Raw genomic sequence first — 20,861 nt, 5'->3', positions numbered from 1 at the left:
CCGGCCCGTTGAGCCGGAGGGTTGCCCCCTCAGATTTTCAGGGGGCAACCCTCCAGCTCCGTGGGTGCCCACTGAATCGGAGGGTTCGCCCCGCGCGGGCGCGCGTGCGGGCAGCGGCCGGGCTGGACCGAGGTCAGCGAGCCGGACCCGGGTCAGCGAGCCGGAGTGGGGTCAGCGAGCCGGAGTGGGGTCAGCGAGCCGGAGTGGGTTCGGCGACTGGTTGGAGGGCGATCGTGGTGGCTTGGACGATGCCGGCGTTGTCGCGGATCCAGCCGGACAGCACCACCTGCAGATCCTCGAGATCCCGTTCCTCCAGGATCACCCCGGGGACCGGCACACTCGCACCGAGCTCGGCCAGCACCGGCCGCAGATGCTGATCCGCCAGCAGCTTGTGACTCGGCGCCGCGGAGACCGTCACCGGCACCACGACCGCGCCCGCCAGCGCCTGCGGCCGCAAGACATCCAGGAAGCTCTTCAGCAAGCCGGTGTAGCTGCCCTTGTACACAGGCGTCGCGACCACGATCACCGACGCCGACGACACCAGATCGACCGCACTCTCCAGCGCCGCCCGCTCCTCGTCCGCGGCCCGCTCCCCCTGGAAGATCGCCGGCGCGAACGTCACCAGGTCGACCAGCTCATCGATCCGGTACGGCGTACCGAGCTCGGAGGCGAGCAACTCCGCAACGGACGCCGCGGCGGCCGCGGTCCGCGATCCCGGCCGCGGGTTGCCGACCACAGTGACGACAGACTGCGGCCACACCGGCGGATCCGGCACGACCTGCGGTTCGAAAGCGACTGAGGGCATATGACCCATCTCCTGAGCTTGGCAAGTGATGGATCGAGCGTAGTCAAAGTCGAGCTGGCTACTTGACTTTCTCAGGATCCGAACGCCTGGCCCGGATCTTCACCGCCACGAACCACACCACGGCGGCCACCGCGCCAGCGATCACGAGCTTCTGGAAGACGCCCACCGAGGACTCCACCACGTGCCAGCGCTCGCCGAGTTGATAACCGGCGACGATCAGCAACGAGTTCCAGACCAGGCTGCCGATCGCCGTCAACGGCAGGAACAGCGCCACCGGCATCCGCTCGACACCGGCCGGGACCGAGATCAGGCTGCGCACGACCGGCACCAGGCGGCCGATCAGCACCGCCTTCGGCCCATGCCGGTCGAACCAGTCCTCCGCCTTGTCGATGTCCCGCACCTTCACCAACGGCAGCTTCCCGGCGATCGCCCTGGAGCGATCCCGGCCCAGCCCCGCGCCCACGCCGTACAAGGCGAGTGCGCCGACGATCGACCCGAGCGTGGTGAAGACGATCGCGCTGACCAGTCCGAGATCACCACGACTGGCCGCGAACCCGGCCAGCGGCAGGATGACCTCGCTGGGCAGTGGCGGGAACAGATTCTCCAGCGCGACCGCGAGCCCGGCACCCGGCGCCCCCAACCGCTCCATCAGGTCGATGGCCCAGCCGGCCACTCCTCCGGTCGGCTCCTGTGTCGCCTGCAGCGCGGTCATCATCACCTGATTCGTCGTGAACATGGCGACGACGCTAGGCCCGCGCACACCACCCGCACACTGAGGCCAACCACCGTCTCCGGGTCGGGCCATCCACCGTACCGACCGGGGGAAAACCCCACGTGCTCAGGCGATCCGGGGTCCGAGGAACAGGCCGCCGGTGGCGTCCACGACCTGGCCGGTGATCCAGCGCGCGTCCTCCGAGGCGAGGAAGGCGACGATGTCGGCCACGTCCTCGCCACGACCGAGCCGGCCCAGCGCGGTGTGGTGAGTGACGAAGTCGGCCAGCCCTGTCGTCTCGAAGAACGCGCCGTTCGCCTCGGTCCGGGTCGCACCCGGAGAGACCGCGTTGACGGTGATGTTCCGCGGACCCAACTCCTGGGCGAGCGTCAGGCTCATCGTCTCCAGCGCGGCCTTGGTCATCGCGAACGAGGTCTGGGTCGGGTTCGCGAAACGGGTCGCGGCCGACGAGAGCGAGATGATCCGGCCACCGTCGCGCATCATCGGCACCAACCGCTGGATCAAGAAGTACGGCGCTCGCACATTGACCGCGAACAGCCGATCGAACGCCGCCACGGTGTCGGTCTCGATCGGGCCGGCCGGAGCCGCCGCGGCGTTGTTGACCAGAATGTCCAGCGGCCGACCGGCCAGTCCTTCCGACAACTGCCCGGCCAGATCATCCACGTCACCCGGGACTCCGAGCTCAGCGCCGATCAGGAAGCCACGCCCGCCCATGCGTTCGAGCGTCTCGTCGGCTCCGGCCTTGTCGCTGTTGTAGTGCACCGCGACCTCGACCCCGTCCGCGGCCAGCCGCTCCGCGATCGCCCGCCCGATCCCGCGCGAGGCGCCCGTCACCAAAGCAACCTTGTCGTTCATGTTAGATACTCTCATGATGTTAGTATCTACCACGTGAGCCTGAGGCAGCGCCAGCGCGCGGAGACGAAGCAACGGATCCAGCGGCAGGCGATCCGGCTGTTCGCCGAGCAGGGGTACGACGCCACCACGGTCAACGAGGTGGCGGCCGCGGCCGGCGTCGCCGCGATGACCGTGTACCGGAACTTCCCCACCAAGGAAGACCTCGTTCTGTACGACGACTTCGATCAGGTGGCCGCGGCGACGATCACCGAACTCCCCGCGACCGGATCACTGGCGGACCGGATCGCGCGCACGATGCTGGCGACGTTCGATCTGGCGATCGCCCACGACCGGGACTTCCTGCTCACCCGGCTGCGGCTGATGATCTCGACACCGGCCCTCCAAGCCCGCCACCTCGACAGCCAGTACCGGCTGCAGGAGGCCTTCGTGACCGCGATTCGCGCCGGCTCCACCGACGCGGCGCTGGAGTTCCAGGCCCGCGCCGCCGCCAGCGCCTGCCTCGGCGTCGCCCACATCGCCTTGCTCCGCTGGGCCTCCGAGGACGGCGAGACCAGCCTCCCCGACCTCTTCCGTGACGCCTTCACGGCTACGTTCGGCCACGCTGTCTGAGCCGTCGCGGACGGGCCGGGCGGCGTATATTCCTGATATGGAAAGTGCGTTCGAGGTGCTGGCGGAGGGGCGGCGGCGGGACATCCTGGACCTGCTGCGCGCAGGTGAGCGGCCGGTCGGCGAACTAGTAGACGAGCTCCAGCTGAGTCAGCCCGCGGTGTCGAAGCACCTCAAGGTGCTCCGCGACGCCGGCCTGGTCGAGGTCCGCCGCGACGCCCAGCGCCGCTGGTACCGCCTCCGCCCGGCGCCGCTCGCCGAGATCGACGCCTGGCTCGAGCCCTACCGAGACCTCTGGCACAACCGCCTGAACGCCTTGGAAGCCCACCTCGACACAATGGACTGAGCAACAACAACCCGGACCGAGCAACCGGTGACTGAGCAGCCGGGCACTGAGTAAGCGGGACGGAGCAACTGGGGACTGAGTAGGCGGGGACTGAGCAACCGGGGACTGAGTAAGCGGGGCTGAGTAGGCGGGGACTGAGCAACCGGGGGACTGAGTAGGCGGGGCTGAGTAAGCGGGACGGAGCAACGGCAACTCAGCAACCGGGGGGCTGAGCGAGCGCCGACTGAGCGACGGCAACTCAACAACCGCGAGCTGAGCAAGCGGCGGCCGAGCAACGGCAACTCAACAACCGCGAGCTGAGCGGGCGGTGGTTGAGCGACGGCGACTCAGCAACCCGGGGGCTGGGCGTGCGGGGGCTGAGCAACGGCCCGGAGTTGGGTCCGGGCCGTCTGGTCGGGGTGGGCGCGATCAGGTGCGCTCGGGAACGCGGAGGTGCGCGAGGACCAGCTCGAACTCGCCGACGTCGAGCACCTGGGACCCGGCGTCCTTCGTGGTCGCCGACCGCATCGACGCGGCCGCCTCCCGGTTCGCGTCCATCGCCTCCTGGCTGTCGTACGTCACCGACGACACCCCCCGGCCGGTGCTGCGGTCGACCAGCAGACTCGCGCTGCAGAAGCCGGCCAGATCCTCGAGACGCGGCAGCGACGCCAGCTTGTAGACGTCGATCGCCCGCTCGAGGTTCGCGAGGTCAACGGTCACCCAGGTCGCCCGGACACAGGCGCCGGCCGCCGAGCGGTGATCGCGGTGCAATACGGCGATCTCCCACTCCTGCACGTGCGGACTGCCACCGATCGTCGCCGCGAGCCGGTCCCGGACCGGCCGGAGCTGTTCGTCGGTGGCCCGCATCGCGTCCGCCGACCGCCAGGCGCTGGTGGTGATGCACCGGCCCGACTCCCGGTCGGCCATCATCGACACGCCGATACAGCCGTCCAGTTCCAGCAGCATGGGCATCACCTCGTCGCGCACCTGCGCGATGCCGGCGTCGAGCGATCCCGGTGCGGCGTGGATCGTGGTGGAACGCGCGTACACGACCCACCCCCTTACCTTCAGGGCAGCACCCCGCCGGCGCCGCCGGTCTATGCCCACCCTCCTCCGGCCGCCGCACCGGCGCAAGACACATCTCGCGTGCCGTACCAAGAACGTCGGCGTGACAGCACGCCGCCTGGGTCCATCAACCGCCCCCAGGCCGGACCCGCGCTCGAGGTGAACTCGATGTCGCACAGGTCGCGGCTGCAGCGGGTCCTGATCGCGGGCGCTGGTGTCCGACCCGGAGCGCTCTGATAGGTCAGCCCACCGACGTGCGGGTTGGCCCACCGGGTTCCGCTTGGTCAACCCGCCATCTCCTGGGCTGACCCACCAGACGGAGTTCGCCGGCGAGCCGGGCACGACGACAGGCCCTGACCATTCTGGGGACGTCGTCAGCGGATCTCGGCCAGGTCGAAGACGTTGCCTTCGGGGTCGGCGAGGGTGATCCAGTGGGTGCCGTACTCGTCGTGTTCGTCGAGGCGCTTGGCACCGAGGCCGATCAGGCGGTCGAGTTCGGCCGACCAGTCGGCGCTGGCGAGGTCCACATGCAGGCGGTTCTTGCCGGTCCGCGGCTCGGGGACCTGGACGAACATCAGCGTCGGCCCGTCGGCGGACCTGTTCACGGTGGCGAAGAACTGGTTGCTATCGGCATCGACCTTGGTGGCGAGCACGTCGGCCCAGAAGGTCGCGAGGGCGCCCGCGTCGGCGCAGTCGAAGACGACGTTCTCGAGGGTGATGGACATGGATCAGCCTTTCAGTGCGGGGATCCGCTGGATCGGCCAGCAGATCTCGGTTCGATAGGTAGTGGGATCGGGGTCGTCCCCCGGCCCGACGACGTACAGCTCGCGGATCGGGCCCGGCGCGACCTCGCAATGCTCGGCGACGTGCGAGCCGAGCGCGCCGTAGCTGCGGTCGAAGTCGGTCAGTGGCCCGCTGTGGACGGCGATCGCGAAGAACCCACCGGGCAGGTCGACGAGCTCGACCCCGTCGGCCGGCGCCTGGTCCGGCGCGACCGGCAGGAACGCGACGACCTGACCGGCCTCCTCGGTGAAGAACTCGTCGCTGTACGTCGCTCCCGCCCGGGCCTTGATGTCACCGGCGACCGCGTCGAGCTTGCCGAAGGCGTATTCGCACCACGGGCCGATGTCGTCGCGGTCCACTCGGCCCTGGACGCCGTACGCCCGGAACGGCGGAATGAACCGGTATTCGACATCCAGCACGGGCTGCCCCGGCGTCAGCAGTTCACGGAGGGATGTGACGACCTCGCGGGTGTGGGCGAGCTCCTTCTCCATCCGCTCGAGATGCGTCCGCAGTGTCTCCTCACGCTTGACACCGTCGGTCGACTCGACCAGGTCCCGGACCTCGGGCAACGGCATCCGCAGTTCGCGGAGCCGTCGGATCAGCAGCGCGGTCTCCACCTGAGTGGTGCCGTAGCGGCGGTAGCCGGACGACGGGTCGACGGATGCGGGCGCGAGCAGCCCGATCTCGTGGTAGTGGTGCAACGTCTTCACGCTCAGATGCGTGAGACGGGAGAACTCGCCGACTGTCACCGTTGCCGTCATGCGACAAGCTTCCACCCTCCGGTAACCGGAGGGTCAAACAGAACTCCTGCCGCGACGCTTCGCGTCGCGGCAGGAGGAGAAGAGGAGAGGTGAGCAGGCCGGAACCTGCCCACCCCTCCGCGGCTCAGCCGCGTCAGCGGCCCACCTGGCTCCGCCGCGCCAGCGGCTCACCTGGCCCCCGCCGGCGTCAGCGGCTCAGCTGGCTCGGCGCGTCGCGGCCGATGGGCTCGGCCGCGGTGGCGGCCGATCGGGCTTAGCCGCGGTAGCGGCCGATGATCTTGGTGTAGTCCCAGGGCTGCTGGGAGACGCCACCGCAGGAGTCCGCCGGGCCGCCGGTGCACGGGCGGTCACGGTTGACCGACCAGAACGTGAAGCGCGCCAGGTGGTGCTCGGACGCGTACGACAGCATCGACTCGAAGTCGGACAGGTTGACCCGCTCGCCGGCCACATCGGTGATCCCGTTCATCGACGAGATGCCGATCTTCCGGTACGCCGCGTCGTCGCTCAGCCCGTACGCCGCCTTGACCTGGTTCTTCAGCCCGTCGGCCGCCTGCCGGGTCAGCGTGCCCATGTTGGTCGAGCCGCCGCCGAAGTCGAACGGCATGATCACCCAGCCGTCGAGGTTCAGCCCGGAGGCCGCGCCGCGCTGGATCAGGTCCTGGCCGTTCCCGTCCGGCCCGGAGGTCGTGGTACCGAAGGTCAGGTAGGTGACGATCCCGGGGTTGTTCTGCTCGATGATCTTCAGCGCGTCGATCACCTTCTGCCGCACGGCCGCCTGAGCGAACTCCTGGTCCTCGATGTCGATGTCGATCGCCTTCAGCGACAGCGCGTTGATCACCTTCTGGTATGCGCCGGCCAGCTCACTCGCACTGTTGCAGCTCTGACCGAGCTTGTTACCGGACCAGCCGCCGATCGACACCACGGCGTCTCCACCATTGGCGCGGATCGTGTTCAGCGCTTGCTGATCGGCTCCACCCGTGAGCGGCCGGCCGCCGTCCCACATCGGGTTGCAGTAGCCGTTGGACAGGATGAACGCCATCGTGAACCACTTCACGCCGGTCGCGTTCATCACAGTCGCCGGGTTGGGCGGGCTGCCCCAGCCCTGGTACAGGTACGGCGCTGCCGCCATCGGCGCGCCACCGGTCGGCGGCGGTCCGTCATCGGCCGCCGGGACGTTCCACTTCTGGTTCGCCGTACCAGCGCAGGTCCACAGCTGCAACGGCGTACCGTTCGCGGAGTTGTTGCCGGTGACATCGAGACACTTGTTCGCCTGTGGGTTCACCAGATCCCGGCCGGCCGTGTAGGTCCACTGCTGCGCGGCGCTGCCGTTGCAGGTCCACAACTGGATGCGAGCACCGTTCGCCACCGAGCCGGCGCTGACATCGAGGCACTTGCCCAGCGCCGTCAGCGTGCCATTCGAGCTGCGCGTCCAGTTCTGCGCTCCCGTTCCATTGCAGTCATACAGCTGTACGGCGGTCCCGTCGGCACTGTTGGCCGCGGCAACGTCGGCGCACTTCCCGGCCAACCCCGTGATCGTCCCGGTCGCCGCCTCCGCGGGTGCAGCCGTCATGAGCAGTCCCGCACCGAGCACCAGAGCCGCGGCGACCGCCGCCACCCGGCGCATCAGACGGTCCACTTCTGGTTCGCGGCGCCCGTGCAGGTCCAGAGCTGCAACGGGGTCGCGTTCGCGGAGTTGTTGCCGGTGACATCAAGACACTTGTTCGCCTGCGGATTCACCAGATCTCTCCCACTCGTATAAGTCCACTGTTGCGCCGCACTGCCGTTGCACGAGTACAGCTGCACGCGAGCACCGTCGGCGACCGATCCGGCGTTCACGTCGAGACACTTGCCGAGGGCACGGATCGTGCCGTCACCCGGCCGGGTCCACTGCTGCGCCGCCGTACCGTTGCAGTCGTAGAGCTGCACCCCGGTCCCGTCGGCGCTGTTGGCTCCGGCGACATCGATGCACTTGCCGGCCAGGCCGGTGATCTGGGAGCCGCCACCACCGCCGCCGCCCTGCGTGCCGGACCAGGTGAAGGTCGCGGACGTCTTGGTCGGTAGCGTGTAGACGAAGGACTGCGAACCCCAGTTCACCCGCACCGACTGCGAGCTGCCGGTGGTGTTGAACGCGATCAGCGCCTTCGAGCCGTCCGGGTTCTTCCAGGCCACGTTCTTCACCGAGGCGTTCGCGGTCGAGTCGATCCGCAGCGCACCCGGCTTCACGAACTTGGTCAGGTGGCCCATCGTGTAGTACTCGACCGTCTTGGTGACCTGACCACGCTGGCCGTCGTTGCGGTGCACGGTGACCAGTCCGGTGCAGACGTTGCAGCCGGCACCGACGTACGGCAGGTGGTTCTCGTCCAGGGCGATGCCCCACTTCACCCACGACTTGTCCCAGTTGCGGGTGTAGTCGATCAGGTTGTTCATGTCCTCGACCTGCTGGTTCGGGATCCACGTGCCGCCCGAGTGCTCGGTCATGTACGCGTTCACGTTCGGGTACTGGTTGTGGATCTGGGTCTGCAGGTTCACGTCGCCGCCGTACCCGTGCCAGGCGATGCCGCCGAAGTTCGGGTCGTTGCGCAGCGCGGCGTCGGCGAGCGGGACCGAACCGAGGTCGTTGTAGTTGCCCCAGTTGTAGTCGAGGATCAGCACCTTGGTGCTCAGCCCGGCAGCGTGCAGCGCGGGCATCAGGTTGTTCTTGGTGAACTCCAGCAGCCCGGAGCCGTTCCAGTTCATCGACGCGTAGCCGGTGCTGTCAGTGCCGCAACAGGTCGGCTCGTTCTGCACCGAGACGTAGTCGATGTGGTTGCCCTGGGCCTCGTTCTGCTGGATGTACTTCACGAAGTACTGCGCGTACATCGGGTAGTACTCGGCCTTCAGCCAGCCGCGGTGGACGAAGTCGTTGTTGTCCTTCATCCAGGCCGGCGCGCTCCACGGCGAGCCCATCACCTTGACCGCCGGGTTGAGCTGCCGCGCCTGCTTGGTCAGCGGAACCACGTCGGCGAGGTCGTGGGAGATGCTGAAGTCGTTCAGGTCGCAGCAGGTGTCGTCGAAGGAGTAGTTGAACCGGGCCAGGTCGGAGGCGCCCATCGGGTTGCGGATGAAGGCCAGGCCGATCCCGTTGACCGGGTCGAACAGGTCCTTCATCACCTGGTCGCGGGTGGCCGCGGAGATCGTGTTGCTGCTGTTCAGCAGCCAGGCGGAACTGTCGGCGAACGACGCGCCGCCGCCCTCGAAGGACTGGTACGTCGTGTTCTCGTTGACCGTGATCGTCTGGTTGGCCGAGCCGCCGGCCGGGCCGAAGTTGACCGGCGTCTGCTGCTGCAGGCCACGGGTGACGTTCTGGCCGGCCGAGTCGTTCGTGGTGGTCAGCCAGATGTTGACCTGCTCACCGGCGGCCTGGGCGGATAGGGCGGTGCCGAAACCGAGTCCGGCGGCGGCCACGCACAAGGCGGCGACCGCAACCGGCAGGAAGCGTTTCGCGGGCATGGGGCGGTTCTCCCTTGTACTAAAGGGTTCTGGGACATCACAGGGGTTGTCGGCGTCTGCCCGCGCCGCAACAGGTGGTCAGCACGAGGTAACCATCCGTGCACAGCCCTGTCAACGGCGTGCCCGCACTTTTTTCAGGTCTTTTATTTAGTCACGACCTTGACGTGAAAGCGTTCTCACAGCAAGCTGCGGCCGAGCCCTGTCTCCCGACGCCCCCGTGAGAAGTGAGGCATCCATGAAGCGTTCCCGTGTCGCGGCGCTCGTCGCGATCGGTGCCGCACTCGTCGGCACCACCGTCCTCCAAGCCCCCGCTCAAGCCCGTCAGCAGGCACCCGCCGCGGCGACGGCGACAATCTGGGAGGACACCTTCGACGGCCCGGCCGGCCAGGCCCCCGATCCCGCCAAGTGGCGGTACGACATCGGCGGCTCCGGCTGGGGCAACGACGAGCGCGAGTACTACACCAACAGCACCCGCAACTCCGCGCTCGACGGCCAAGGCAACCTGGTGATCACCGCCCGCCAGGAGAACGGTGGCTTCCAGTGCCACTACGGCCCCTGCCAGTACACCTCGGCCCGGTTGCTCACCGCGCAGACGTTCACCCAGACCTACGGCCGATTCGAGGCCCGGATCAAGATCCCCGGTACGCAAGGGGTTTGGCCCGCGTTCTGGATGCTTGGTGGCGGCAACTGGCCGAACGACGGCGAGATCGACATCATGGAGAACATCGGCCGCGAGCCGAACACCGTGCACGGCACGATCCACGGTCCCGGCTACTCCGGCGCCGGCGGCATCGGCGCGGCGTACAACTCTCCGGACGGACAGCCGTTCCGCAATGGGTTCCACACGTACCGGGTCGACTGGGAGCCGAACGCGATCACCTGGTTCGTCGACGGCGTCCAGTACCAGCGCCGTACGCCGGCCGACCTGAACGGCAACCGGTGGGTCTACGACCACCCATTCTTCCTGATCATGAACGTCGCGGTCGGCGGCTACTGGCCGGGCTACCCCGACGGCTCGACGGTGATGCCGCAGACGATGACGGTCGACTACGTCCGCGTCTCCAGCCTCGGCAGCAGCTCCGGCGGAACGCAGATCACCGGCCTGGCCGGCAAGTGCCTGGACGTCGCCGCCGCCAACTCCGCGGACGGTACGCCGGTCCAGCTCTACGACTGCAACGGCACCGGCGCCCAGCAGTGGACCCGCCCCGGCGACGGCACGATCCGTGCCCTGGGCAAGTGTCTCGACGTGAACGCAGGATCCCTTGCCGACGGCGCGAAAGTCCAGCTCTGGACCTGCAACGGGACCGGCGCACAGCAATGGACCTACTCGGCCGGCCATGACCTGGTGAACCCACAGGCCAACAAGTGCCTCGATGTCACCGGCAACAACTCCGCCAACGCGACTCCGGTCCAGACCTGGACCTGCACCGGCGCCGCCAACCAGAAGTGGACCGTCTAAGCCCGCGGGGGCACTACGCCTCCATCGCGCAGTAACCGGAACACTGGGAGGGTCGCGGCGCCGAGAGCTACGGCGTCGCGGCCCAGTTCACACAGCACGATCGTGACCTGCTGATACGGCTGCCGCAGGGCGTGCTTGCCGACCTCCTCGCGCAACTGCGGCAGATACCGCTCGCCCAGCAGCAGTCCGGCCCAGCCGCCGAGCACGATGCGCTCGGGGTTGACCAGGTTGACCAGATTGGCGAACCCGGCGGCGAGATAGCCGATCGTGTCCGTCACGACCGTTGCCGCGGGCTCCGAGTTGCTCGCGGCATCGAGTAACTCCACGAACGCCGTCTCCTCGTCAGCGGACACCTCAGATCCGCCGGCTTGGTGATAGCGATCCAGCACGCTTTCCGCGCCGACGTACGCCTCCAGGCAGCCGACCGCGCCGCATCGGCACTCACGGCCGCCGTACGCGATCGTCATGTGGCCCCACTCGCCTGCGCTGCTGCGGGTCCCGCGGTAGCTCGAGCCGTCGGTGACCAGGGCCGCACCGACGCCGGATCCGACCAGGGCGACCACTGCGTCGGTGGAGCCGCGGCCGGCGCCGTACCACATCTCCGCCTGGCCGAGGGTGTTCGCACCGTTGTCCACCTGGATCGGGATATCGGTGCCCTCGGCAAGCATCTTCCCGATCGGTACGGCGTCCCAGCCGAGCGTCTGGGCATGTACGACGGCATCCCCTTCGACGATGCCGGCCACCGCCACGCCGAGACCGAGAACCGACTCCGGCCGAATGCCGGCCGACGCGATCACCGTGGCCAGGCCGGCCAGCACGTGCCGCACGACCACCGCGGGCTGCGGCTCGTTGATCGGGTGATCCCAGGTGGCGAGCACGGTCATCGCCAGGTCGAACAGTTCGACCCGCACCCGGGTCTCGCCGACCTCGGCGCCGACGACGTACCGGAACGTCGGTGACACCCGCAGCAGGACGCGCGGCCGGCCACCCTCGGACTCGACCGAGCCGGCCTCCTCGACCACGCCTTCGGCGATCAGTTCGCCGACCAGGTTGCTGACGCTCGCGGCGCTCAGCGACGTCCGGACACTCAGCTCCTGGCGACTGAGCGGACCGTCGCGGTAGATGCCGGTGAGGATCACGGACCGGTTGGACCGCCGCATGTCGCGCACAGTGGTCCGCCGAACGTCCATGCCCTCTGCCCCTGCCTGTCCGGCCCCCGGCAGGCCGCTCGCCCAGAGTTCATCACGTCGTACCGACAGGCCGGAAGGGGCACCTTCGTCCAGATCATGAATTAAGCCGCGATTCGTTACCACCCCGTGATTGACGACGCCTTGCTCACTCGGCTTCACTCTACGGAACCGCTTCCGAAACCGGTTCCGGCCCCAACCGGAACCCTCACCCGCCCGAGGGGAGCAGTGCAGTGTCGATCACCATCGCCGATGTCGCGGCGCGTGCCGGTGTCAGCAAGACGACCGTGTCGCGCGTGCTCAACGGCAAGGGTGAGCTCGACCTGCGCACCGCCGAGCGGGTCCGTCAGGTGATCGACGAGCTCGGCTACGTACCGAGCGCCCGTGCGGTCGGCCTGGCCCGCGGCCGGACCCGGATCGTCGGCATGCTGGTCCCGTCGCTCACCTGGCCCTGGATGGGCGAGGTGCTGCAGGGCGCCGTCGACGTGGTCGAGAGCGAGGGCTACGGACTGCTGCTGTTCACCTTCAACCGGGGTGAGGAGTCGATGCACCAGTTCGCCTCGCAGGTCTCGGCCCAGTCGTTCGACGGCCTGCTGGTGATCGAGCCGGAAGGCACGCTCACCTACATCGAGCAACTCCACGCGCGCGGCCTTCCGGTCGTCCTGATCGACGACCGGGCCCGGCGCCCACAGTTCCCGTCCGTCGCCACCACCAACCGGGCCGGGGGCGAGTGCGCCGCCCGGCACCTGCTCGAACTCGGCCGCCGCCGGCCACTGGTGATCACCGGCGTCGAACGGTTCGGCTGCACCCACGAACGCCTGGACGGCTTCCGCGACACCTACGCCGAGGCCGGCTTCGAGCTCGACCCGAGACTCGTGTTCGAAGGCGATTTCACCCATGCGAGCGGACGCCGCGGCGTCCAGTACGCACTCGACCAGCGGCTCGAGTTCGACGCGATCTTCGCCCACAACGATCTGTCGGCCGGCGGCGCCATCCAGGCCGTCCGGGAGACCGGGCGGAACGTGCCGAACGACGTGTCGGTGGTCGGCTTCGACGACATTCCGTACGCCGAACACACCGAGCCGCCCCTGACCACGGTGCATCAGCCGATGCGCCAGATGGGTCAGGCCGCGGCCCGGATGCTGATGGGCTACTTCGGCGGAACGCCGCTGCCGGCCGAACCCCAAGTGCTGCCGACGACGCTGATCGTCCGCAGCTCAACCGCCCCGAAAGCCATTCCGAGGACCAGACCCGCCCCGAAATCCCGGTCCCACTGAAGGCTCCGGCGGCGGGGCAGCTGCCCCTGTCCCGCCGCCGGCGAGAACCCTTCGAGATCGATCCGTTAAGGCGTCCGCTCTTCCCATGAGAGCGTTCTCACGCCACGATGCACCTGCTCACGCGGCTCAGGCGTGAGCATCCGCCAACAGATACACAGGAGGAACCGATGCGAGCACGACGTACTGTCGCGCTGGCCCTCACGGGCTTGCTCGCGGCAGCCGCACTGGCTGCCTGCAGTAACGGGGACGGGAACAATGCCGCCAACACGTCGAGCAGCGCGGCCACCGTGCTGAACGTCGGCATGCCGAACGGCCCGCAGACCGAGAACCACAACCCGTTCCTGGGCTCCTCCTCGGGCGCCTCGCTGGGCTACCGCTGGATGATCTTCGAGCCGCTGGTGATGATCAACGGCATCAAGCCGACCGAGCCGGGCAAGCCGTGGCTGGCCACCGAGTGGAAGTGGGACGCGAACTTCACCAAGCTGTCGTTCACGATCCGCGACGGGGTGAAGTGGTCCGACGGCCAGCCGATGACGGCCGACGACGTCGCCTACTCGTTCCAGCTCCGCAAGGACCACGAGGGCCTGAACCAGGACGCGATCCCGTACGGCACCATCACCGCGTCCGGCAACAAGGTCGACCTGACCTTCACCCGGTCCCAGTTCACCAACCAGAACAAGATCCTGACCGTGTTCGTGGTCCCGAAGCACCAGTGGTCGACCCTGAAGGACCCGACCCAGGACACGCTGAAGAACCCGATCGGCACCGGTCCGTACACGGTGAAGTCGTTCACCCCGCAGACCACCACGCTGACGCTCCGGGACTCGTACTGGCAGGACCTGCCGAAGGTGAAGGAGCTGCGGTACACGTCGTACAACGACAACAACGCGCAGACCACCGCGCTGGCCAACGGCGCTTCGGAGTGGAGCTTCGTCTTCGTCCCGAACGTGAAGGCCGTCTACCAGGACAAGGACCCGAAGAACCACAAGCTCTGGTTCCCGGCGAACCTCGGCATCCACGGTCTGTGGATCAACACCACCCGCAAGCCCTTCGACAACCCGGCGCTGCGGCGGGCGATGGACAAGGTGATCAACCGCGACGACATCTTCCAGCAGGGCGAGGCCGGCTACTTCTACCCGAAGGTCGAGTCCGTCACGGGCATCCCGACCCCGGCCGGTGAGTCGTTCATCGCGCCGGACTACAAGGACAAGACGCACTCGGTCGACGTCGACAGCGCGAAGAAGGACCTGACCGACGCCGGCTTCAAGCTCGAGGGCAACGTGCTGAAGGACCCGACCGGCAAGCCGGTGACGATCACGCTGACCGACCCGGCCGGCTGGTCCGACTACATCACCGACCTGGAGATCATCAAGGACAACCTGTCCACGATCGGGATCAAGGCCACCGTCGACAAGGCCAACCAGGACGCGTGGTTCAAGAACATCGACGAGGGCAACTTCGACGCGGCGATGCACTGGACCAACGGCGGCGCGACGCCGTTCGACATCTACCAGAACATCATGGACGGCAAGATCCTGAAGCCGGTCGGCAAGGGCGGCGTGAGCGGCAACTACGGCCGGTTCAACAGCCCGGAGGCGACCAAGGCGCTGGACGAGTACGCCAACGCCGCCGACGACGCGACCCGGAGCACGGCGCTGAACACGCTGCAGAAGATCATGGTCGAGCAGATGCCGATGATCCCCACCTCGGCGTCCAACGTCGGCGGCCTCTACAGCACCAAGAACTGGGTCGGCTGGCCGGACGAGCAGAACCAGTACGGGCCGGCCCAGCCGACCCAGCAGAACGCGCTGCAGATCGTCCTGAACCTGAAGCCCGCCGGCAGCCAGTGAGGCCGGACCGCGGCGCCGGGAGTTCACGCTCCCGGCGCCGCGGTGCCACGACAGGAGACCCGAATCCATGACGGTGACCGACACCGAGGTGGTCCTCGAGGCCGACGGCCTCACCAAGCATTTCCCGGTCCGGCGGGGAGTCCGCGACCTGCTCAGCCGCGATCGCAAGGCCGTCCACGCGGTGGACGACATCAAGCTCACCCTGCGCCGGGGCCGCGTGACCGCACTGGTCGGCGAGTCCGGCTCGGGCAAGTCGACCGTCGCCCGGCTGATGGCCCAGTTGTACGGGCGGACGTCCGGTGACATCCGGTTGCACGGCGAGTCCGTCACGGTCCGCGGCGGCCGCAGGTTCCGCGCGTACTGCCGCCGGGTGCAGATGATCTTCCAGGACCCGTTCGCCTCGCTGAACCCGACGCACACCGTGCGGTACCACCTGACCCGGTCGCTGAAGATCCACGGCCGGGCAGGTGATCTCGAGGAGAACCTGCGCGACCTGCTGGTCCAGGTGCAGCTCACCCCGCCGGAGCGCTACCTCGACAAGTTCCCGCACGAACTGTCCGGCGGACAGCGTCAGCGCGTCTCGATCGCCCGTGCCCTCGGCGCCGACCCGGAGGCGCTGCTCGCGGACGAGCCGGTCTCGATGCTCGACGTGTCGATCCGGCTCGGCGTACTGAACCTGCTGCGTGACCTCAAGGAACGGCTCAACCTGGCCATCCTCTACATCACCCACGACATCGCGTCGGCCCGCTACTTCGCCGACGAGACGCTGGTGATGTACGCCGGCCGGCTGGTCGAGGGCGGCGACTCGGAGACCGTGACCCAGAACCCGGCGCATCCGTACACCCGCCTGCTGATCGAGAGCGCCCCGGACCCCGATCGTCTGGACCGGGTCGGAGATCTGCGCGCACCGGAGGACCAGGGCAGCGGTGAGCCGCCGAGCCTGATCTCGCCGCCGTCCGGTTGCCGCTTCCACCCGCGCTGCGTGCACGCGATGCCGAAGTGCTCGACCGAGCTCCCGCCGCAGTTCGACCTGCCGACCAATCCGGGTCACTGGGCCGCGTGCTGGCTCTACGAGGAAGGGGCGGCGAAGTGAGGTTCCTCCTGCAACGGATCGCCTTCTACCTCTTCACCGCGTGGGCCGCGCTCACCATCAACTTCTTCATCCCGCGGCTGATCCCGGGCGACCCGGTCACCTCGTTGATCAACAAGTTCCAGGGCCAGATGAGCACCGAGGCGATCAACTCGCTGTACGTGCTGTTCGGCCTGGACAAGAACGCCTCGCTCTGGAGCCAGTACGTCGACTACTGGGGCCAGGTGCTCCACGGCGACCTCGGGTTGTCGTTCACCTTCTTCCCCACCCCGGTCTCGGAGATCCTTCGGCAGAGCCTGCCGTGGACGATCGCACTGGTCGGCATCACGACGTTCGCCAGCTTCATGATCGGTACGTCGCTCGGGGTCCTGGCGGGTTGGCGCCGCGGCTCCTGGCTGGACGGGCTGTTGCCCGCGACAACCTTCCTGTCGTCGATCCCGTACTTCTGGCTGGGCCTGCTGGCGATCACGCTGCTGGCCGGTCCCGGCAGCTTCTTCCCGTCGTCGGGCGGGTACGAGCCCGGCCTGGTGCCGGCCTGGGACAGCCAGTTCATCGGCAGCGCGATCCAGCACAGCCTGCTCCCGGCCGTTACGATCCTGATCTCGTCGGTCAGCGGCTGGATCCTCAGCATGCGGAACATGCTGGTGACCGTCGCATCCGAGGACTACATCACCGTTGCCCATGCCAAGGGTCTGCCCGAGCGCCGGGTGATGGTCGGCTACGCCGCCCGGAACGCGCTGCTGCCGAGCGTCTCCGGCTTCGCGCTGTCGCTCGGCTTCATCGTCGGCGGCACGCTGCTGGTGGAGATCGTCTTCTCCTACCCGGGCATCGGCTACAACCTGTTCCAGGCCGTCGGCGCGAAGGACTACCCGCTGATGCAGGGCGTGTTCCTGGTGATCACGCTGTCCGTGCTCGTCGCCAACCTGATGGCCGACATCGCGTACCTGCTGCTCGACCCGCGCACCCGGAAGGAGGGCTGATCACCGTGTCAGCGCCAGCCACCACCATCACCGCCGTCACGCCGGGAGGTCCCGAGGTCGCCGCCGCACCGGCGAAGCGTCGCCGGTTGCGTTTCGTCGCCAACCCCAAGGCCGCCACCGGCCTGATCGTGCTCGCGTTCTTCTGCCTGATCGCGATCATCGGCCCGTGGATCGCGCCGTACGACCCGTCCGCCCGCAGCAGCGACCTGATCCAGCCGCCGTCCGGCAAGCACTGGTTCGGGACGACGCACCTCGGGCAGGACATCTTCAGCCAGGTCCTGGTCGGCACCCGCGGCGTCATGTTCGTGGGCCTGCTGGCCGGCATCGTCGCGACCGCGTTGTCGATCCTGATCGGTGTCAGCGCGGGCTTCCTCGGCGGCGCCGCGGACGAGAGCCTGTCGGCGTTGTCGAACGTCTTCCTGGTCATCCCGGCGTTGCCGCTGATCATCATCGTCGCCTCGACCATCCCTTCGGCCGGCGATCTCATGGTTGCCCTGGTCATCGGTTTCACCTCGTGGGCCTGGGGCGCGCGCGTGCTGCGGGCGCAGACGCTGTCGCTGCGACGGCGCGACTACGTCGAGGCCGCGCGCGCGACCGGTGAGAGCACCTGGCGGATCATCACCGCCGAGATCATGCCGAACCTGACCGCGATCATCGCCTCCGGCTTCGTCGGCACGGTCATCTTCGCGGTGATGTCCGAGATCACGCTGGCCTTCATCGGCATCTCGACGATCTCCGAATGGAACTGGGGAACGATCCTGTTCTGGGCGCAAAGCCAGCAGGCCCTGGCTCAGGGTGCCTGGTGGTGGTTCGTCCCGGCCGGTCTCGCGATCGCGATCCTCGGTACGGCGCTGTCGCTGATCAACTTCGGGATCGACGAGTTCGTCAGCCCGCGGTTGCGCAGCAGCGGTCACACCCGGGTGAAGACCACGGACGGTCACTCGGTCCGGATGCGGGTCGGGTTCACCCCGGTCCTGTCGTCCAAGGATGCGCCTGCGACTCCCGTCGTACGCCGGAAGGAGGACGCGGCATGACTGTGTCATTGCCGCGCCTCCGGCACGGCGGGTCATGGGGCTTGAACTCCCGGCCTTCCCTCGTCACTTCAGTCGCTACGCTCCCTACGCTCCTCAGTCCAGGCCGGGAGGCCCCATGACCAGGCCAGTGCTGGAGATCAGGAACTTCCACGTCGACTACGGCCTCGGCGATCAGGCCGTGCAGGCGGTCCGCGACGTCACGCTGACGCTGCATCGCGGCGAGGTGCTCGGGCTGGCCGGCGAGAGCGGCAGCGGCAAGTCGACGCTGGCGTACGGCGTGACGCGACTGCTGCCACCACCTGGCGTGATCAGCGGAGGCTCGGTGATCTACCACCCGCCGAGCGGCGACGCGTACGACGTGATGGCGCTGACGGACCCGGAGTTGCGGAAGTTTCGCTGGGCCGAGACGTCGATCGTGTTCCAGGGCGCGATGAACTCGCTGAACCCGGTGCACAAGGTGTCGACCCAGATGCTCGACGTGATCAGGGCGCACGAGCCGCAGTTGAGTCCGCAGGGACGGGTCGCGCGGGCCAAGGAGATGCTCAAGCTCGTCGGCATCTCCGCCGACCGGATGGACGCGTACCCACATCAGCTGTCCGGCGGCATGCGGCAGCGCGTGATGATCGGCATGGCGCTCGTCCTGGAACCGCAGATCGTCATCATGGACGAGCCGACCACCGCGCTCGACGTGGTCATGCAGCGGCAGATCCTGGCCCAGCTGGTCGAGCTGCGCGAGCGGCTCGGGTTCTCGGTCCTGTTCATCACGCACGACCTCTCGCTGCTGGTCGAGTTCTCCGACCGGATCGCGATCATGTACGGCGGCCGGATCGTCGAGGAGGCGCGGTCGGCGGACCTGTACAAGGACTCGTTGCATCCTTACAGCGAGGGGCTGCTCAAGTCCTTCCCGGCCCTGCGCGGTGCCCGCAAGGAGCTGGCCGGGATCCCTGGTTCGCCACCCGACCTGCGCGGGATGCCGTCCGGATGTTCGTTCCACCCACGCTGCCCGCATGCGTTCGACCGTTGCTCGGTGGAGATCCCGCTGCTGGGGATCCCGTCGGCGCGCAACGATCCCAGCCGGTCTGTCGCCTGCTGGCTGCCCGGCCGGGTTCCGGCCTATCTCTCTGAAGGGTGACAATGAGTACTATGTCTGTTTCGGAGGACGCCAATCTCGTTGCGGGGCTGCCGGCCGGATTCCGGTGGGGTGTCGCGACGTCGGCGTACCAGATCGAGGGCGCCATCGACGCCGACGGCCGGACGCCGTCGATCTGGGACACCTACTGCCGGGTGCCGGGCGCGATCGACAACGGCGACACCGGGGATGTCGCGTGCGACCACTACCACCGGATGCCCGCCGATGTTGCCCTGATCAAGGACCTCGGGTTCGACACCTACCGGTTCTCGGTGGCGTGGCCGCGGGTGCAGCCGCGCGGCCGGGGTCCGGTGAACCCGGCCGGGATCGCGTTCTACGACCGGCTCGTCGACGAGCTGCTTGCCCAGGGCATCGATCCGTGGGTGACGCTGTACCACTGGGATCTGCCGCAGGAGCTCGAGGACGCAGGCGGCTGGCCGGTGCGCGACACGGCGTACCGGTTCGCGGACTACTCGATGATGGTGTTCGACGCGCTGAAGGATCGGGTCGACACCTGGACCACACTGAACGAGCCGTGGTGCTCGGCGATGCTCGGCTACGCGTACGGCGCTCATGCGCCCGGGCGGCGCGAGTACCCGGCGGCCCTGGCAGCCGTTCATCACCTGCTGCTCGGTCACGGGTTGGCGACTGAGCGGATGCGGGAGGCGTCGCCGCGGAAGCTCGACATCGGGATCACGCTGAACGTGGCGACGGCGTACCCGGCTTCGGATGCTGAGCCGGATGTCGAGGCGGCGCGACGTGCGGACGGGTTGGGACGGCGGATCTACCTCGACCCGCTCGTCTTCGGCCGCTACCCCGCCGATGTGGTCGCCGACCTGGCCCGCGAAGGTGTCGAACTCCCGGTTCTCGACGGCGATCTGGACATCATCTCGGCGCCGATCGACGTACTCGGGGTGAACTACTACTTCAGCCAGAAGTTCACCGGCTACGCCGAGGACGGCAGCACGGTGGACGCAGACGGGCTGCCGATCAGCCGCACGGTCCCGTTGGACAAGCCCCGCACGGCGATGGACTGGGAGATCGTCCCAGAAGGCTTCACCGACCTCCTCGTCGGCATCGCCCGCGACTACCCGGGCCTCCCGATGGTCATCACCGAGAACGGCTCCGCCTTCGAGGACGTGCCCGACGCCACCGGTTTCGTCGACGACACCGGCCGCACCGCCTACTTCGCCTCCCACCTCGCCGCCGTGGCCGAAGCCATCCGCCAGGGCGCCGACATCCGCGGCTACCTGGCCTGGTCCCTGATGGACAACTTCGAATGGGCCTACGGCTACGTCAAACGCTTCGGCATCGTCCGCATCGACTACGACACCCAAACCCGAACCCCGAAGGCCAGCGCCGCCTACCTCAAGAACCTCGCCGACCAGTACCGGAGCGGACAGCACAACAGCTAGCCGAACCGAATGTGGAGG

19 protein-coding genes are annotated in these 20,861 nt (G+C 68.1%); 10 read left to right on the top strand and 9 right to left on the bottom strand.

What is annotated here, in order from left to right:
* Nucleotides 1–190: 190 nt before the first annotated feature.
* From OG876_RS23430 to OG876_RS23420, 3 genes are all read right to left on the bottom strand, one after another.
* Nucleotides 191–805 carry an NADPH-dependent FMN reductase gene (locus OG876_RS23430; protein WP_328518755.1) on the bottom strand — a complete coding sequence of 205 codons (615 nt, stop codon included), beginning with the start codon at nucleotides 803–805 and terminating at the stop codon, nucleotides 191–193.
* Between the two features lie 58 nt (nucleotides 806–863).
* On the bottom strand, nucleotides 864–1,541 hold the full coding sequence (locus OG876_RS23425) for a DedA family protein (RefSeq protein WP_328518754.1): 678 nt from the start codon (nucleotides 1,539–1,541) through the stop codon (nucleotides 864–866).
* Between the two features lie 102 nt (nucleotides 1,542–1,643).
* Nucleotides 1,644–2,393 (bottom strand): SDR family oxidoreductase, encoded by a 750-nt coding sequence (locus tag OG876_RS23420; protein WP_328518753.1) that lies wholly within the window; start codon nucleotides 2,391–2,393, stop codon nucleotides 1,644–1,646.
* Nucleotides 2,394–2,426: 33 nt separating this feature from the next.
* Here OG876_RS23420 and OG876_RS23415 point away from each other — a divergent pair, with 33 nt between their 5' ends.
* Together OG876_RS23415 and OG876_RS23410 are read left to right on the top strand one after the other, a co-directional pair.
* On the top strand, nucleotides 2,427–3,002 hold the full coding sequence (locus tag OG876_RS23415) for a TetR/AcrR family transcriptional regulator (protein WP_328518752.1): 576 nt from the start codon (nucleotides 2,427–2,429) through the stop codon (nucleotides 3,000–3,002).
* Between the two features lie 37 nt (nucleotides 3,003–3,039).
* Nucleotides 3,040–3,345 carry an ArsR/SmtB family transcription factor gene (locus tag OG876_RS23410; RefSeq protein WP_328518751.1) on the top strand — a complete coding sequence of 102 codons (306 nt, stop codon included), beginning with the start codon at nucleotides 3,040–3,042 and terminating at the stop codon, nucleotides 3,343–3,345.
* 408 nt (nucleotides 3,346–3,753) lie between these two features.
* On the opposite strand, the gene OG876_RS23405 is transcribed toward OG876_RS23410, so the two are convergent.
* The 5 genes from OG876_RS23405 to OG876_RS23385 form a co-directional block, all read right to left on the bottom strand.
* Nucleotides 3,754–4,374 (bottom strand): antibiotic biosynthesis monooxygenase, encoded by a 621-nt coding sequence (locus OG876_RS23405; RefSeq protein WP_328518750.1) that lies wholly within the window; start codon nucleotides 4,372–4,374, stop codon nucleotides 3,754–3,756.
* A 389-nt stretch (nucleotides 4,375–4,763) separates the two neighbouring features.
* Nucleotides 4,764–5,114: a VOC family protein gene (locus OG876_RS23400; protein ID WP_328518749.1), complete on the bottom strand. Its 351-nt coding sequence runs from the start codon at nucleotides 5,112–5,114 to the stop codon at nucleotides 4,764–4,766.
* A gap of 3 nt (nucleotides 5,115–5,117) precedes the next feature.
* Nucleotides 5,118–5,933: a MerR family transcriptional regulator gene (locus OG876_RS23395; RefSeq protein ID WP_328518748.1), complete on the bottom strand. Its 816-nt coding sequence runs from the start codon at nucleotides 5,931–5,933 to the stop codon at nucleotides 5,118–5,120.
* Between the two features lie 253 nt (nucleotides 5,934–6,186).
* The gene (locus OG876_RS23390) at nucleotides 6,187–7,557 is read right to left on the bottom strand and encodes a ricin-type beta-trefoil lectin domain protein (protein WP_328518747.1); all 1,371 of its coding nucleotides are present in this window, start codon (nucleotides 7,555–7,557) and stop codon (nucleotides 6,187–6,189) included.
* Entirely contained in the window at nucleotides 7,557–9,422 is a 1,866-nt protein-coding gene (locus tag OG876_RS23385; RefSeq protein ID WP_328518746.1) for a lectin, read from the bottom strand. The genes OG876_RS23390 and OG876_RS23385 overlap by 1 nt, the downstream gene beginning before the upstream one ends.
* 235 nt (nucleotides 9,423–9,657) lie before the next feature.
* On the opposite strand from OG876_RS23385, the gene OG876_RS23380 reads away from it, so the two are divergent.
* Nucleotides 9,658–10,881 carry a ricin-type beta-trefoil lectin domain protein gene (locus OG876_RS23380; RefSeq protein WP_328518745.1) on the top strand — a complete coding sequence of 408 codons (1,224 nt, stop codon included), beginning with the start codon at nucleotides 9,658–9,660 and terminating at the stop codon, nucleotides 10,879–10,881.
* On the opposite strand, the gene OG876_RS23375 is transcribed toward OG876_RS23380, so the two are convergent.
* A complete protein-coding gene (locus tag OG876_RS23375; RefSeq protein WP_328518744.1) occupies nucleotides 10,878–12,071 on the bottom strand; it encodes an ROK family transcriptional regulator in 1,194 nt (397 codons plus the stop codon). The two genes, OG876_RS23380 and OG876_RS23375, sit on opposite strands and share 4 nt — an antisense overlap.
* Before the next feature lie 230 nt (nucleotides 12,072–12,301).
* Between OG876_RS23375 and OG876_RS23370 the strand changes: the two genes are divergently transcribed.
* The 7 genes from OG876_RS23370 (at nucleotide 12,302) to OG876_RS23340 (ending at nucleotide 20,843) form a co-directional block, all read left to right on the top strand.
* A complete protein-coding gene (locus tag OG876_RS23370) occupies nucleotides 12,302–13,345 on the top strand; it encodes a LacI family DNA-binding transcriptional regulator (protein WP_328518743.1) in 1,044 nt (347 codons plus the stop codon).
* Between the two features lie 167 nt (nucleotides 13,346–13,512).
* Nucleotides 13,513–15,195, top strand: coding sequence for an ABC transporter substrate-binding protein (locus OG876_RS23365; protein ID WP_328518742.1), 1,683 nt, complete (start codon nucleotides 13,513–13,515; stop codon nucleotides 15,193–15,195).
* A gap of 67 nt (nucleotides 15,196–15,262) precedes the next feature.
* A complete protein-coding gene (locus tag OG876_RS23360) occupies nucleotides 15,263–16,288 on the top strand; it encodes an ABC transporter ATP-binding protein (RefSeq protein ID WP_328518741.1) in 1,026 nt (341 codons plus the stop codon).
* Nucleotides 16,285–17,265 carry an ABC transporter permease gene (locus tag OG876_RS23355; RefSeq protein ID WP_328518740.1) on the top strand — a complete coding sequence of 327 codons (981 nt, stop codon included), beginning with the start codon at nucleotides 16,285–16,287 and terminating at the stop codon, nucleotides 17,263–17,265. The genes OG876_RS23360 and OG876_RS23355 overlap by 4 nt, the downstream gene beginning before the upstream one ends.
* A 5-nt stretch (nucleotides 17,266–17,270) precedes the next feature.
* Entirely contained in the window at nucleotides 17,271–18,299 is a 1,029-nt protein-coding gene (locus tag OG876_RS23350) for an ABC transporter permease (RefSeq protein WP_328518739.1), read from the top strand.
* 115 nt (nucleotides 18,300–18,414) lie between these two features.
* Entirely contained in the window at nucleotides 18,415–19,431 is a 1,017-nt protein-coding gene (locus OG876_RS23345; RefSeq protein WP_328518738.1) for an ABC transporter ATP-binding protein, read from the top strand.
* An 11-nt stretch (nucleotides 19,432–19,442) separates the two neighbouring features.
* Nucleotides 19,443–20,843 carry a GH1 family beta-glucosidase gene (locus OG876_RS23340; protein ID WP_328518737.1) on the top strand — a complete coding sequence of 467 codons (1,401 nt, stop codon included), beginning with the start codon at nucleotides 19,443–19,445 and terminating at the stop codon, nucleotides 20,841–20,843.
* Nucleotides 20,844–20,861: the final 18 nt, after the last annotated feature.

Origin of the sequence: Kribbella sp. NBC_00359 (genome assembly GCF_036097425.1) — a bacterium.
Lineage (GTDB): Bacteria > Actinomycetota > Actinomycetes > Propionibacteriales > Kribbellaceae > Kribbella.
This window is presented reverse-complemented; position numbering and strand designations above follow the sequence as displayed.

Bases quoted from the DNA above. Each gene is read 5' to 3' on its own strand.
- OG876_RS23365 (WP_328518742.1), top strand. From the start codon at position 13,513: ATGCGAGCACGACGTACTGTCGCGCTGGCCCTCACGGGCTTGCTCGCG.
- OG876_RS23420 (WP_328518753.1), bottom strand. From the start codon at position 2,393: ATGAACGACAAGGTTGCTTTGGTGACGGGCGCCTCGCGCGGGATCGGG.
- OG876_RS23380 (WP_328518745.1), top strand. From the start codon at position 9,658: ATGAAGCGTTCCCGTGTCGCGGCGCTCGTCGCGATCGGTGCCGCACTC.
- OG876_RS23385 (WP_328518746.1), bottom strand. From the start codon at position 9,422: ATGCCCGCGAAACGCTTCCTGCCGGTTGCGGTCGCCGCCTTGTGCGTG.
- OG876_RS23400 (WP_328518749.1), bottom strand. From the start codon at position 5,114: ATGTCCATCACCCTCGAGAACGTCGTCTTCGACTGCGCCGACGCGGGC.
- OG876_RS23430 (WP_328518755.1), bottom strand. From the start codon at position 805: ATGCCCTCAGTCGCTTTCGAACCGCAGGTCGTGCCGGATCCGCCGGTG.
- OG876_RS23375 (WP_328518744.1), bottom strand. From the start codon at position 12,071: ATGGACGTTCGGCGGACCACTGTGCGCGACATGCGGCGGTCCAACCGG.
- OG876_RS23340 (WP_328518737.1), top strand. From the start codon at position 19,443: ATGTCTGTTTCGGAGGACGCCAATCTCGTTGCGGGGCTGCCGGCCGGA.
- OG876_RS23425 (WP_328518754.1), bottom strand. From the start codon at position 1,541: ATGTTCACGACGAATCAGGTGATGATGACCGCGCTGCAGGCGACACAG.
- OG876_RS23360 (WP_328518741.1), top strand. From the start codon at position 15,263: ATGACGGTGACCGACACCGAGGTGGTCCTCGAGGCCGACGGCCTCACC.
- OG876_RS23345 (WP_328518738.1), top strand. From the start codon at position 18,415: ATGACCAGGCCAGTGCTGGAGATCAGGAACTTCCACGTCGACTACGGC.
- OG876_RS23390 (WP_328518747.1), bottom strand. From the start codon at position 7,557: ATGCGCCGGGTGGCGGCGGTCGCCGCGGCTCTGGTGCTCGGTGCGGGA.
- OG876_RS23410 (WP_328518751.1), top strand. From the start codon at position 3,040: ATGGAAAGTGCGTTCGAGGTGCTGGCGGAGGGGCGGCGGCGGGACATC.
- OG876_RS23395 (WP_328518748.1), bottom strand. From the start codon at position 5,933: ATGACGGCAACGGTGACAGTCGGCGAGTTCTCCCGTCTCACGCATCTG.